Genomic DNA, 14,451 nt, shown 5'->3' on the forward strand with positions numbered 1-14,451 from the left:
TATCATCAGAGAGAATAGGCAAGCAATCAATTATCTGATGAAATGGAGTGTGTATCGATGCATCATCAATGGGCACCTTATCCACCGCTCGGCTGGAACAGCTGGGACTGTTACGGAGCTGCTGTACGGGAAGAGGAAGTACGCGGCAATGCGGAATACATGGCAGAACATCTGCAGGCATTTGGCTGGGAGTATGTAGTGGTGGATATTCAGTGGTACGAGCCGGGAGCGGTATCTTCCGCGTATCGCTCATTTGTGCCGCTGGAGATGGATGAATATTCGCGGCTGATTCCGGCAGTGAACCGTTTCCCGTCTGCGGCCGGAGGTCAGGGGTTCAAGCCGCTGGCCGATTATGTGCACAGCCTGGGGCTGCGGTTTGGCATACATATGATGCGAGGCATTCCGAGACAGGCGGTACACCAGGATACGCCGATCAAGGGAACGACTGTGACCGCCCGCCAGATCGCTCATCCCAACTCGATCTGTCCATGGAACACGGATATGTACGGGGTGGATGCCTCGCAGGAAGGCGCACAGGAATATTATGATTCACTGTTTGAGTTGTATGCGGAGTGGGGCGTTGATTTTGTCAAAGTCGATGATATCGCCGCTTCCCGGTTGTATGATACCCATCTGCCGGAAATGCAGCTGATCCGCCGGGCGATTGACCGTTGCGGTCGCCCGATGGTGCTCAGTCTGTCTCCCGGACCGGCACCGCTGGAATATCATGAGCAGTTCGCAGCCAATGCGAATATGTGGCGGGTGACGGATGATTTCTGGGATCTGTGGCCGCTGCTGCATGCCATGTTCGAACGCTGTGAGAAATGGGCGCCTCATGTCGCCGAAGGCCGGTGGCCGGACTGTGATATGCTGCCGCTCGGTCATATCGGTATTCGCTCGGTCGATGGCGGCGGCAGTGATCGCTGGACCCGGTTTACCCGTGATGAGCAGCTGACAATGATGACGCTCTGGTCCATTTTCCGTTCACCGCTCATGTTCGGCGGGGAGCTGCGGGATAATGATGCATGGACCTTGTCGCTGCTCACCAATAATGAAGTGCTGCAGGCGAACCGCAGCAGCCGCAATGCCCGTCAGGTGTTCCGTGATGAGCAGGACCGTATTGTGTGGACAGCCGAGCAGGAAGGCAGCGAGGATCGTTATGTGGCGCTGTTCAATGCAGGGGACGAGGATGCTGTGGTGCGCGTGACGCTGGAGCAGCTTAATATTGATGGAGCGGTGCAGCTGCGCAATCTGTGGGAGCGCTCGGATGCCGGCGTAGTACAGGGAGAGATCGAAGTGAAGCTGGCGCCGCATGGGGCAGCCTTTTACCGGTTGAGCCGGGTGTGAGGAGTAGAGTGGGAATATAAGGACAGAGCTGGCAGGCAGGACCAGAAGTTACCCTGGTGATAGGAAATATGCTATGATTCATAGGAGTGTTCAGCATGGAACAGGAGGATGAATATGGCGTATCAGATCAGACTGGAGAACGATGAAGATTTTCAGGATGCGATGGATCGGCAGTCGGTTCTGCGCATTTTCCGTGGGGATGATTTGATCGAATCCTCGGTGAAGATTGTGCGTTTTGATGAGAACCGGATTGTGGTTCAGGCGGATATTAGTGATATGAAGTATTACAGCAGGCAGGAATGCGAGTTTTTTGAGCAGCGTCAGGCACGGCGATAGGATGAACAAGTGGATTTGGCTGCTGAGTCGTGGCGGTATCACGATAGTATGCAAAATAAAAGGGCGGTACCTCCAGGGTATCCGCCTTTTTTTGTGCTGATAGATCGGGTGTAGAACGAACTTTGCATGTCCCCCCTAATATAGGGGAGACAGCAGCATCCACTCCAGAAAGAAATAAGAGCACGTACTCCGATTAAGCATGGAGATGCTTTAATTGTAATAGAAAATGAGGATCTCCATGCTTAAAATAGTAAGATATTTTGCTTCACAAAAATCACTTTTCATTGAACCTCGCGTTTCATAAGCCAAACGCTAATTTGCTCTTATTTCCTTTCTTGTGCTCTGTGCAGGTGGATCACCAGAGCGTACTTTTGGAGACTAGTGCAGATGCAATGTTTGTTCCTGCCCATTAGTTAAGACAATTCGCAACCCATCAGGATCTGATAGCATATCACTTCCGAATTCATATTCTAAATGATAACTGCCATCGGCGGTTTGTCCTCCACCACCTGAATTAGGAGAGCGATTGATTGGCGTAAGTGTATCTCCTTTTTCTGATAATAAATAAACTCTAGGATAATTTACCCCATAGTCTATTGGAGGAGGCAATTCATCAAGTCGCATTTCAATTTTTGTGGACAATGGTAACAGTTCTACTTTGGTTATTTGTAAGTTTATATTCTCCCATGTATACTCCATATCTTTAGGATAATACGTTTGGCTTTGCTGTAAAGAAAATTGAGGTGCCAGATCAAATGGTATTTTAAATATTGGCAAAGTGTGTATTTCACTTTGTGGAGGAGCAACTTTAGCATTTTTCAAAAGTTCTGCCTTTGCAGTACGAAGCTGAAAATGTCCTGTCATTTTATTAGGGAATCGCTGAGAAGGATCTAACGGAACAATGCCTATTCCCCTGTAAAATTTAGGGTTTTCTAAAGATGTGCCGCCCCACGTGCTGCTGCCTTCACTAACGACCTGATGAGTACTTGCATTAATAAACCGTATTATACGGGGATAAAGAATTCCTTGGTCTGTATGACTCTCAATAGTGAAAAAATAAATGACTTGCTTTTGATCTGCTGTTACTGCATTCAAATGAAAAGTGAGTCCATTTTGTGTAACTGATGTATTCATTCGCTGAACGTAATTATGCTTAATAGCTATATTCAATGAATCATAAGTGGGATCACTGTAATTGGCATCATCAGAATTAATGTATAACGTCCGAAATGGCTCTAGATCACCCCAATTATCTTTTTGTTTTGGCTCGTTAAGTACAGCAGCCGTTTGGGGAAGTTGGTCATTTTTATAAGTCACCCCCACTAAAATAGCAATAACCATAACTGCAGACAAGACACTTACCAGTATGGGAGATCTGATTCCTTTAAATAACCTACCCACCACATTCATGCGTCTGGCAGGCTGCTGCATGCCTGCACGAATCGCTCGGATTTGCTCGAAATCTGAGGCAGGAGGCTGCTCAGCGCGCATCTGCTTCGCATCGTGCTGCAATACCTTTTCCACATCATGCTTCATCATACCAATCCTCCTGTTTGTCCATAAATTTGCGCAGCTGCTTGAGTGCCTGGTGCTGCCAGGTTTTGATCGTGCCTTCCGGTTTGTCCAGAATACGGGCGATCTCGGGTACGGTCATATCATTGTAATAACGGAGCAGCAGAATATGCCGGTACTTGGGCTTGATCTTCTCCAGCAGCGCCAGCATCTGCATCCGGCGGTGATCCATGTGGATGGACGGTTCCGGCATCTGCTGTGGCATCGGTGAGATCTTTTTGCGGCGCCGCTGCTCATCAATACATATGTAGATAAGAATGCGAATGATCCATGGCTTGAACGCGGCCGGATTTTTGAGAGTTTTGCGCTTTTTCCATGCCCGGTAGGTTGCTTCCTGGATCGCTTCGAGGGCATCGTCGTTATTGCGCAGATAACTGTAGGCAATCTGGTGAAGCTGATTTCGGTGAGACAGCACCGTCTGGTAGAATCGTTCTTCTTCGCAGGCATAATCTGCGGTTAGACCGTGCAGCTCGGTGTCTGCTTTGGATACAGTCACGATCTTTCCCCCTTTTGGATATCTATATAGTATAGACGAAGAGAGCAGGGCAGAACGTTTTATAAAAACAGAAAAAGGCTTCCACCCTGATACGGCGGAAGCCTTTTCCATTGTCTAATGACTGCTCGGAAGTACGGATCTAATGAAAATACTCTTCGTTACGGATACTCGCTGCGCAGATAAATACCGGATTATCCCTGATTAAGCTGTTGTATGTGCAGTGGCAGACAGGGCACTTCGATTGATCGCGCTCCAGTTGTTTTTGATCCATGCCAGTGCCAGTGTACCTTCACCTGCGTGAATGCCGGCGACCGGGATAAAGGAAGCAATCTCAATCTGCAGGCGAGGGGCCATATGGGCAATCTCTTCCTTAAGCTTAAAAGCACCTTCCATATTGTTGGCATGCATAATGCATACGTCGCGGATATGCTCGACATCTTTTTTCAGAATATCCAGCAGGCGCAGCTTGGCTTTTTTCATCGTGCGGATTTTGTCCTCGACGATGACTTTGCCTTCTTCAAAGCGCAGCAGCAGATGGATCGACAGCAGCTGACTGATCATCAGCTGGGTACCGGATACCCGTCCGCTGCGATGCAGCTGGCTCAGGCTGGCCGGAATCATATAAAAGGACATTTCCTGGATTATGCCATCGATCAGTTCCTTGATCTCCAGAGCGGTTTTGCCCTGACGCTGCATCTCGATGCCCTGCATCACCATCTCACGCAGCGGGAATGCACCGACTTTGGAGTCGATGCCGATTACGCTGACTTCAGCTATCTCGGCTGCCTGGAGAGAGGAATTGTACGTTCCGCTCAGCTCGGAAGAACAGTGGATCACGATAATATCGTCATACTTGTCCTTGATCTGTTCATAGAGCTCTATAAATTCTCCGATCGGCGGCTGGGAGCTGCCTACACGGTCATGTACACGCATTTTCTCATAAAATTGCTCGGCGGTAATATCGATATTCTCACGATATACTTCATCACCGGCGATCAGGCAAAGAGGTACAATATAAATATTATTCTCGCTTGCAAATACAGGATCGATCATTGCGGTGCTATCAGTTACCCAGGCGATTGTTCTCATAATAAATCACTACTTTCTTATGGAAGATTCAACAATTCCCTGAAAACCAGCTCAGCTAGCCGCTATTTTCCAAAGATTGTGAGCATATGTTCTGCAACAACGAGCAAGATGTTATTGCAAAAAATACATATGTAGTGTAAAACTTTGTGATATAGTTATTATAACCATATGTAAGGATGATTACAAACTCGTCACATGTAGATAAAAAGCATATCGGGTTACAGGAATACAATATATCCGTTATAATAGAAAGAAAAGTCCGGCGCTATAACAAAAGATAGATTATTTATTGAAGTGGTGACGAAGCAGTGAACTTTACTAAATATATAACAATAATATGAATAGATGAACCGGAAGAGGAGGAGAATCCCGATGAACCGACCTGTGATGCAGTATCCGCTTCTGGATGAATTAAGAGACTGGGGCGAAGCCAAGATTGAATACCGCTTTCCCCGCTGGAAGCAGCTGCCCCAGATTGAATTGTATATGGATCAGATGGTCGCACTGCTGGAAGGGCAGTTCCGTCAGTTTCCAGGCGATACCGGCAGCAAGCTGATCACTCCATCCATGATCAATAACTATGTCAAACAGAAAGTCATCCCGCCTACTGTGAAGAAGAGGTATTCCCGTACTCATATTGCCTATCTGATCATGATCTGCAATCTCAAGCCAGTCCTGCCGATCGCTACCATACAGACGATGATCGAAAGCCAGCTGGAGATTCATACGCTGGGCGAAATCTATAATCATTTCTGCGATGAACAGGAAGCTGCTTCCCGCTACACGATGGAGCTGGCTCGCCAGGAAGCGCGTACTCTGCGTGAAAGCGCCGGTTCGCAGCAGGAGATGCTGTCCAACTTCTCACTGAAAATGGCGACCCTTGCCAACGCAGGCAAGATTCTGGCCGAGAAAATTACCGGACTGGAAATGAGCGAGGAAGCAGAGAAAGAAATATCCATACAATCAGAACAGCAGGCGGTCAAATAAGTATTGCAACCAACGGATATCTTTCCATCAGTTTATCTACAAATAATCGAATATTAATACACTCTGAAATTAATAGAAAAGCTAAAAGGCAGTTGATTAAGGTCTTTTGGGTAGACAGTATCAAGTTCGTAATCTGGCAATAAGAAAGTGAGCTGTATCAAATAGAGAATATAAAAAGGAAGAGAAAACTACAGTGTACTTACTGTTAGTTTTCTCTTCCTTTTTTATTTATGGATATGATTAAAATTAAATATGGTCAGTTACTACGACGATATTCAGAGCGACCACTATAGAAGTCTGCCTGAGCTGGATTGCTGGTTGGAGCCTCGTCCAATCGAAGTGATGAATCATTTGTAAAGACCTCCTTTTCGGCCTTTCAAACCCCAAATTTTGTGCAGAAAAATGCAGAAGAAGTATTGTAAATAGTACCAATTATCCAAAATTTTTAATAGTTATAAGAAAAATTAGCGACTTGTTATAGATTCTATGATAAGCGCAAAAATGTATAATTGTATGGTGTATTACTGACTTTAAAGTCAGCTTAGTTTTGATTGAAAGGAGAAACTATGAATGAGCAACATGGATGAAAAAATCATTTCCATGATTCATACTTCCAGACAAAAAGAAATTGAACTTTCCAATAGTTCATCCATCCGGGAGCAGGAATCAAATCAGCATTTTAAAAGTGAAAATGAATCCTTGAATAAGGCGGATGTGCGCCAGTTGTTGTTATCGATTGGTGAAAGCAGTGTTCCTTTTCATGAAGCAAGCTTGCTTGATCATCAAATTAATATACATAAGCCAAAATTATTCCGTCTTATGACCGAACAGGAGGCTGCAATCAAGTATCCATCTGAACGTCGTCCAACACTGATTTATACGAATAATAATGCAACTATCAATCTGACGTTCAACCATACGAACAGCCTGCTTGATTACCAAGAGATCGAAGAATTCACGCAGGCAATGGCTACGATTCTGCAAGCAAACCAGCCCGTGCGACAGTGGATCGGTCATGGTCTTTATACTGCAGGGGAACAACAGTATGGATACTGTGAGTTTATTTCACCAGCATTGAATACAGATATTTATAATCTGATGTTCTTTGCTTCGCTGCAGGGAAAAGCACTCGTTGGAGGATTTAATTGTATAGAGTCTGATCAAACCAACTGGCAGCCGATTGCTTGGGCAATGCTGGAGTCATTGGTCGTACATGAACATGTGCAAGGAGGAAAAGCCTGATGAGTACAGTATCTGCCACTTACAGTAATTTACGAGTACATCCGTATGATCTGGTCAGTCTCGAAGAGTTAACAATCACAAAGGAAATGAATAATCATGCACGTTTGCGCTTTACGGGAATCATCCCGGAAGAGAAGCAGGAGAGCTATGTAGAAATGACGGAAGCTGATACGGCAGTGGAGATACGGCAGCTCGATAACCAAGGGAACACCGACACACTGTTCCACGGTATCGTACTGCATGTCGGCATTAAGACGGTACGCAGCGTCTACTATCTGGAAGTGGAGGCCATATCACACACCTATCTGCTGGATGTGAAGAAAAAAAAGCGTTCCTTTCAAAATCATGCCATGACATATGGGGAGCTGCTGAATCAGGTGGCTTCGGATTATGACAAGTTTGACGTGATGGATGCAGCGACAGATGGAGCAGCAATCGGGAATTTTACCCTGCAATATCTGGAGACGGATTGGGAGTTTCTTAAGCGGATGGCTTCCCGTTTTCATACTTCGCTGATGCCGGTAGCCACAGCAACCCATCCCAAATTTTACCTGGGCGTGTTTGAGAGTTCTTCCAAAGGAAAACTGGATAACTATCATTATCAGTTAGAAAAGCGTATGGATGATTATCATTACTATTCTGCCAACGACGAAGGTGCCTTTGACGAAAATGACTTTATCGATTATGAAGTGGAGACCGAAACGGTACTTGATCTCGGCAGCATGATTGAATTCAAGGGACGTCAAATGTATGTTCGCGCTGTACATACCCAAATGAAGCAGGGAGTAGCTCTGCATCGTTACTGGCTTTGCAGCCGTAAGGGATTGCGCCAGAGACAGCTATACAATGAAAAAATTATTGGAGCCTCGATCCAGGGCAAGGTCATTGGAATTGTCAAAGACACGGTTAAAATCCATTTATACATCGATAAGGCACAAGATGTTGGCACAGCTCACTGCTTCCCGTATTCTTCCATGTATACGGCAGAGGGCAGCAGCGGATGGTACTGCATGCCAGAGACCGGTGATCACGTTCGTATCTACTTCCCGGGAAGCCGTGAGGAAGAAGCAGTTGCCAGCAGCTCGGTCCGCCAGGATAAGTCAGAAGGTACCAGCAATAAGGTTAGCGATCCAGACAAGAAGATTTTGCGCACGGCAGCCGGCAAAGAGATCATGCTGGCGCCGGATGAAATTGTAATCACCGGCAAAGATGGAGCGGTTTTTATCCGGCTGAATGAAGGCGGAGGAATCGAGATTATCAGCAATCAGCAGATTACGCTGAAAGCAGCCCAGGACATTATGATTAATTCCGATAAAAATGTTACCATCTCTGCCAAAGATGAGATAAGTCTGTCCTGCAAAGAAAGCAGCATTCTCATGGATGGAAGTACCAGGATTATCGGTAAAAATCTGAATACCAACTGATTCAGGGATGTAGTGGGCAAATAAGGGGGAGAATGATGAATTCTGTGGAGGTCCTCAGTCATTTTGAACGGCATGAGGTAAGATCCTGGCGTCAGCGCACACTGCTGGAGTTGGACGCTGCGTTTGGGCAAGGACGAGAAGAATGGATTGCAGCTTTTTTAATGCATTTTGAGAGCTGGTGTTCCCGGCTGCTCGAAAAACAGCAAAAAGGCGAAAAAGGGAAGATTGGCTATATCAGCTATCACCTTTTGCGAACCCGTCTGCAAGAAAATGAAGCCGTTTATCTGGTGGAAGGAATGGATGATACCTGGTGGTTGGATAAACAGCCTTATCAGGGATATTATGCGGCAGACTGGGCATTCTCTTCATGGATGAAGTGTAAACAGGAGCTGCTTTTTGCAGCTCATTCTTATAGCGGCAGAATACGCGATCCTCAGCTTGAAAAAATAGCTCGTAAAGAGTGTGAGCATTTTCATCGCTATGTCATAGAATTAATTCGTCTGGCGATGCCAAGAGCAGCAAAGCTGGATGCTTATCAACGACTGCAGCGGGAAGAAGTTTTCGAGGTACGGGTAGGCGAGTATATGGATCACAGTGTTGTGGTCTATAAAGAGGATCGGCGTCAGCGCGAATCGGAACATGTTCGTGAATGGATTCGTGAAAGGCATGAGAATGACTATGCTTATGAAGCTTATGAACATTTCGATTTGGCTGGCGAGCATGCGGCAGGACTGGATTTCCGCTACTCTACCTTTCATAAATGTAATCTCAAGCAGATCGATATGCGATGGAGCATGATGGTTGGAACGCGCTGGGAGGAATGTTTCCTGCAGCAAGCAGATTTGTCGGAAAGTTTGGTACATGGCGCATGCTTTGGTGGTTCTAATATGAGAGGAGTCAACTTGCAAAAAATTATGGGCGGCCGATCTCGTGAAGCCTCTACTCATTGGGTAATGCCCTCTCTGGATGCAGTTAGTTTTGTTCATACCGATTTGAGAGAAGCGGATCTGTCCTATGCAGATATTCCTCAAGCCGACTTTTCTTTTGCTGATCTAAGGGGCGGAATTTTGCATGGAGCGAATCTGGAGGGTGCCATTTTGTGCAATGCCAATCTAAGTGATGCAGAGCTGCAGGGAACTAATCTTAGATATGCGGATCTGCGCGGTACGGATCTAACAAACGCCAATCTGGAAGGAGCCGATTTGACCGGAGCCATTGTAGAGTGTGCAGTCCGGCCATCCGGTGAATGAACACGACTGCAGGAAGGAACAAAGGGATGGAATATTTTATATTAAAACAGGACCAACGACTGATCAATACGGCGCAGCCACAGCAGGTATCCCGGCTGTTACCGCCAGAGCTGCTGCTTCCCGAGCGTCATGGTGCACTGGATGACATGAATTTGTATTTCACGGTACAAAAAGGTGGCTTGATGGAGCCTACCGATTATATCCAGCATCCGGTACCTTTAATGTCGGACGCGATGAGAAAGCTTCTAATTCTATGGGAGCCGTCTATACGCAGCTATCCAGTTACGTTAAACGATACGGAGCTAATCGAGCATAAGCTATACTGGCTGGTGCTTCCCCCATTGGTGCAAGCTCTGGCGGAAGAGACATCTTTTTATCCTGATGGGAGTCTAAAGCAGCTCGTACTAAATAATGAACAGCTGAGAAATTATACAGTTTGTCAGTTGGCAGGTATCCGGGAGCGGATCATTCTGGTTAATCTCGGTCTCGCCGAGAGTATCTTGCGCCGAGATTATGACGGTATCTGTCTGGAACGTATCGGAGCATCAGCTCAGGTATACTAATATCAATCTATTTGCAGATGAACTTCAAAGTGTAAGGGGGAAATGCAATGCAAGTCGAAAGTGCAACGCAAGCTTTGCCTTCTGCTGCGGGTGCTCAGCAATCTTATGTGGTAGCCGGAGCTATTATTAGCTGCAGTTGTGGAACGCAGCTTACCCGGCTGAAAGTACCGGTAAGCCATGGTGTATACATACGGAAGCTGCCACAGCTGAATATCAATGATTACCAGCCTGGTATCCATATTATGAATTTTGGCAATTGTACCAATCAGCGTAACCCTGCTGTGAAAAACGGTTCGGTGGATACCAATGGGGTTCAGAAAGCACCCTGTGTCCCGGTAATTACGGCACCCTGGATCAATGGCAAAGAAGATGTACTGGTAGAGGGTCAGCCTGCCATGCTGAACGTCTGTACGAATAGGTGCGTATATGCAGGCAGCCTGATCAAAGTAGAAGACGATGGACAGAACCTGGGTGGTGTCTCGGTCGGCGGAGGTGGCAGCTGATGAGAGGTGCAGCCGTTATTCCACTTTTCGCAAGCGGGAAAGGGGCAGTTAGATGAGTACCGTACATACATGGACAGGCTATGGACAGCTGAATATAAAAGGACCTTTTGAGCTTCAGCGTCTGCACGAGTTGAAGCTGGAACGCCGTGCAGGCGAACATGCGTATCTGCAACTGACAGCGATTATACCTGATCAGCATACGGACACCTATGCAGCCTTATCTGCAGAAGGTGAATCGATTGAGATCCAGGAGACAGATGAGCAGGGGAGCGTACTGCGTACCTTATTCCAAGGTTTTGTTCGGCAGCTTAATATTGAAACTGTGCGGGGAATCTATTATCTTAAGTTGGATGCTGTTTCTCATTCGGCCCGGCTGGATCATAAAGTACAGATTCGTTCTTTTCAAAGAGGACGTCAGACTTCGGGAGAAGTCATAGAAGCGGTATTAAGCGGCTATGCTGGCTCGGATGTTATCGATAATGCGACACAAGAAGATCATTTGGAATCATTGGTTCTTCAGTACCGTGAAACCGACTGGCAGTTTATTAAACGTCTGGCTTCCAGGGTTGGAGCTGTTGTTATTCCCGAATCAGCAGTTAGTACGCCAAAACTGTGGATTGGTATTCCGGAAGGAGGAATAACACCGCTTCCCGAGGATGTAGCCTATACGATGAGCCGGGACTTACAAAGCTATGCCGCTGTTCAGGCTGCAGGTCATGAAGTGCAACTAAGTGACTTTACCACTTATGAAATACATACAGAGCAGTGGCTGGCACTCGGCAGCCGGGTGAGCTTTCGCGGCCGGGAACTTGCTGTCGGTTCGGCTGTAACGCTTTTGCAAGACGGTATTTTACAGCATGTATATGAGCTGCGCCGTGAAGAAGGGATACGCCAGCCCCAATTTTTTAACGAGAAAATTATCGGTGTCTCCCTGGATGGCAAAATTATCGATCTTAAAAGCGATCAGGTGCGCGTCCATCTGGATGTAGATGCTTCACAGGACAAGAATCTCGCGGTTTGGATTCCATACGAGAGTGCTTATACGGCTGAAGGCAGCAGCGGTTTGTACGTAATGCCCAAACTGGGGGATGCGGTGAAACTATATTTTCCAGGCGCCGAAGAGGAAGAAGTCAAAGCACAGGGTTCTGTTCGCAAAGGAGCTCAACCATCACCGAAAGTTAGCGACCCCAGCCAGAAATACTGGGGAACCGATTATGGCAAAGAGCTGAAGATGGCTCCGAGCGAACTAAGTTTAACCGCCATCGAGGGCAGTCTGTTCATCTCGTTGGAAGATTCGAGCGGTATTACCATTCAGAGTGATACAGCCCTATTGATGTCGGCTCAAAAAACACTCGAGATCACTTCCGATACAAAGGTCGGTATCCAGGCAGGGGAAGGCATCTTTCTTCTCAGTGGTACAAGCAGTGTTATAATGAATGGAGATACGGATATCCTCGGAGAAACGATCTATCTGGATGGTCTGATTAAAGCTCCGGTAAGCATCGAAGACTTGGAACCTCAACCCGAAGCACCTTACCAGGAGGAAGTGCAGGCAGAAGAACCTCCAGAGAAGAAGAGTTTCTGGGAGAAAGCTCTGGATGTAACACAGATTGCGCTGGACGTGGTTGGTTTAATTCCCGGTGTAGGGGAAGTAGCTGATCTTGCCAATGCGGGTATCTCACTGGCTCGTGGAGACTATGTTGGAGCCGCCTTATCTGCAGCTGCAGCGATTCCTTTTGCTGGCTGGGCAGCTACAGGAGCAAAAGCTACGCGGAAAGTGGCAAAAGCAGTGGATGCAGCTGCAGGTGGCTCCAAAGCCGCCAAAGCTGTCAAAACGGCTGCAAAGGTAACGGGAGCTGCTGCTGGTCGAATGGTGAAATCTGCAAGCGAGATCGCTGCGAAGCTGGCGGCAAAAGCAAGCTTTGTACTTGGCAAAGTCACAGTTGGTGCTCGAAAAGCGGCCCGCCAGCTGGATGTGGATACAATGGCGGCCAGTTTGTCCAAAGCTATGCAGAAAATGAAAGACAGCATGCGTAATATGGAAATTCCAAGGTTAATGCCAGCACATGCGATGGCAGGCGGTCCGAGCTTGGGAAGAAAGACATTTGGCGAAGCCTATGATGAGATGAAAGACAAGGCTCAGGTTATGATGTCCAAGGTCTTGCCTCCGCCTAAAAACGGAAAAGCAGGCGGAGGACCAACTGGTTCACACCCGCCAAATCCGAACAATATCACAGAAGCCGAATTTGACCAACTGGCTGCTGTACTCAAAACTCAAAATCTATCAAGGGTTATGGTAAAAGAACTTAAACAAGGTATGGCTCAAAACAAGTTCGCTATTGAAAAAGTGGTTGGTGGAAAAGCCAAGTATAAAATTGATGTACTCGATAGCAAAGGTGTTCCTACTACATCGGTATGGATTGATGAATTTGGTAAGACGACAGGTATGAGCTGGACGGTGGGCACAAAAGTCAAACGTGGCTCGGGTTACAGGAGAGCAAAAGTACCTAAAGGAACAGAGCGAGGACATATCAAATCGGTTAATGAGGGTGCTTTAGATAACGCTGTGGAGGACAGCCCGTTGAATATTATTCCTCAGACACGCCCTGTTAACGATCCGAGAATGAAAGCATTTGAAGCATATAGAGTTAAACAGTGTCAAGGAGAAAAAGTTATTACCGACATATTGGATGACCCTGCAGGTTATGTAAGAGTTCAAATTCCTGGAAAAAATATTAATGTTGTATATAACCCATTATCTTCTGAAGCAAAAGATTGGCCTAGCGACTGGTATAAAACTAAAGGACCTTTTGAATAAGGAGCGATGTAATTGAATCCCTATTTGTATGTATTAAAAATGAAAAATAATTACGGATTTATTAATAGCCAAGGTAGCACAGTCATTCCTGCCTTGTATAAAGATGCTAATAACTTTCAGGAGGGATTAGCGTATGTCTGCACAATAAATAATAAAAAGGGGTATATAAATCCAAGTAATGAACTAATAATTGAATTGGATGCTGATTATTTAAGTGATTTCAAAGGCGGATTAGCAATATTGGGGAAAGGAGATAAACAAGGGTGCATAAATAAAAATGGAAATATTGTTATCCCTGTCGTATTTGATCGCATTAATGCGATTAGTGAATCGGGTACTGTCATAGGCCTGAAGAATGGTGTTATGGGTCTTTACAATTATAAAGGGGAAACAGTAATGGAACCTCAATTCAAATCCATACAAGCTTTTTCTGACGGGATGGCTGCAGCAAAAAAAGAAGGAAAATATGGATATATTGATGAAAAAGGAAAAGAAGTCATCCCTTTTCAATTTGCATCCTGTGGACCTTTCAAAAATGGATACGCCCAAGCCTCATTAGATAATGACAAATACGGGTTTATCGATAAAACAGGTGAATTCGTTATCCCCCCAACGTATTACCAGCTTTTTGACTTTAGCGAAGGCTTGGCAGCATTCCGCCTCAAAACAGCAGGTAAATGGGGATTTATCAACCCCGATAACGAAGTGGTGATTAAACCCAAATTTCAGAGTGTGAGTGACTTCAGTGAAGGCATATCAGCCGTAGAGCTCAAAGACAGTTACGGGTATATTGATCGGCAGGGTAAATGGATCGTAAAGAATAT

The 14,451-nt window shown here is 46.1% G+C and carries 13 protein-coding genes; 10 read left to right on the forward strand and 3 right to left on the reverse strand.

Translation table 11 applies throughout. The annotated features are described in order from the left end of the window. Nucleotides 1–57: 57 nt before the first annotated feature. Nucleotides 58–1,347: a glycoside hydrolase family 27 protein gene (locus WH45_RS14825; RefSeq protein WP_046215131.1), complete on the forward strand. Its 1,290-nt coding sequence runs from the start codon at nucleotides 58–60 to the stop codon at nucleotides 1,345–1,347. Between the two features lie 114 nt (nucleotides 1,348–1,461). Then, nucleotides 1,462–1,683 (forward strand): hypothetical protein, encoded by a 222-nt coding sequence (locus tag WH45_RS14830; RefSeq protein ID WP_046215132.1) that lies wholly within the window; start codon nucleotides 1,462–1,464, stop codon nucleotides 1,681–1,683. Nucleotides 1,684–2,061: 378 nt separating this feature from the next. Here WH45_RS14830 and WH45_RS14835 read toward each other — a convergent pair whose 3' ends face one another. The 3 genes from WH45_RS14835 to WH45_RS14845 form a co-directional block, all read right to left on the reverse strand. Then, on the reverse strand, nucleotides 2,062–3,222 hold the full coding sequence (locus tag WH45_RS14835) for a DUF4179 domain-containing protein (RefSeq protein WP_046215133.1): 1,161 nt from the start codon (nucleotides 3,220–3,222) through the stop codon (nucleotides 2,062–2,064). Continuing rightward, nucleotides 3,209–3,751 (reverse strand): sigma-70 family RNA polymerase sigma factor, encoded by a 543-nt coding sequence (locus WH45_RS14840; RefSeq protein ID WP_082096812.1) that lies wholly within the window; start codon nucleotides 3,749–3,751, stop codon nucleotides 3,209–3,211. Before WH45_RS14840 ends, WH45_RS14835 begins: the two co-directional genes overlap by 14 nt. Before the next feature lie 201 nt (nucleotides 3,752–3,952). Continuing rightward, on the reverse strand, nucleotides 3,953–4,840 hold the full coding sequence (locus WH45_RS14845) for a DegV family protein (RefSeq protein WP_046215134.1): 888 nt from the start codon (nucleotides 4,838–4,840) through the stop codon (nucleotides 3,953–3,955). Nucleotides 4,841–5,212: 372 nt separating this feature from the next. Between WH45_RS14845 and WH45_RS14850 the strand changes: the two genes are divergently transcribed. The 8 genes from WH45_RS14850 to WH45_RS14885 form a co-directional block, all read left to right on the forward strand. Further along, complete coding sequence (locus WH45_RS14850; protein ID WP_046215135.1) at nucleotides 5,213–5,827, forward strand: DUF1836 domain-containing protein; 615 nt, start codon at nucleotides 5,213–5,215, stop codon at nucleotides 5,825–5,827. A 570-nt stretch (nucleotides 5,828–6,397) separates the two neighbouring features. Further along, nucleotides 6,398–7,069, forward strand: a complete 672-nt coding sequence (locus WH45_RS14855) for a hypothetical protein (RefSeq protein ID WP_046215136.1) — start codon at nucleotides 6,398–6,400, stop codon at nucleotides 7,067–7,069. Continuing rightward, nucleotides 7,069–8,493: a contractile injection system protein, VgrG/Pvc8 family gene (locus tag WH45_RS14860; protein WP_046215137.1), complete on the forward strand. Its 1,425-nt coding sequence runs from the start codon at nucleotides 7,069–7,071 to the stop codon at nucleotides 8,491–8,493. The genes WH45_RS14855 and WH45_RS14860 overlap by 1 nt, the downstream gene beginning before the upstream one ends. 32 nt (nucleotides 8,494–8,525) lie before the next feature. Continuing rightward, nucleotides 8,526–9,743, forward strand: coding sequence for a pentapeptide repeat-containing protein (locus WH45_RS22900; RefSeq protein ID WP_082096822.1), 1,218 nt, complete (start codon nucleotides 8,526–8,528; stop codon nucleotides 9,741–9,743). Nucleotides 9,744–9,769: 26 nt separating this feature from the next. Beyond that, nucleotides 9,770–10,306: a hypothetical protein gene (locus WH45_RS14870; RefSeq protein WP_046215138.1), complete on the forward strand. Its 537-nt coding sequence runs from the start codon at nucleotides 9,770–9,772 to the stop codon at nucleotides 10,304–10,306. A gap of 47 nt (nucleotides 10,307–10,353) precedes the next feature. Continuing rightward, nucleotides 10,354–10,809, forward strand: coding sequence for a DUF4280 domain-containing protein (locus tag WH45_RS14875; protein WP_046215139.1), 456 nt, complete (start codon nucleotides 10,354–10,356; stop codon nucleotides 10,807–10,809). A 52-nt stretch (nucleotides 10,810–10,861) separates the two neighbouring features. Further along, nucleotides 10,862–13,627, forward strand: coding sequence for a contractile injection system protein, VgrG/Pvc8 family (locus WH45_RS14880; RefSeq protein WP_052723797.1), 2,766 nt, complete (start codon nucleotides 10,862–10,864; stop codon nucleotides 13,625–13,627). A 12-nt stretch (nucleotides 13,628–13,639) separates the two neighbouring features. Next, a partial coding sequence (locus WH45_RS14885) for a WG repeat-containing protein (protein WP_046215140.1) occupies nucleotides 13,640–14,451 on the forward strand: 812 nt, incomplete at its 3' end.

Source organism: Paenibacillus wulumuqiensis, from assembly GCF_000971965.1.
GTDB lineage: Bacteria > Bacillota > Bacilli > Paenibacillales > Paenibacillaceae > Saccharibacillus > Saccharibacillus wulumuqiensis.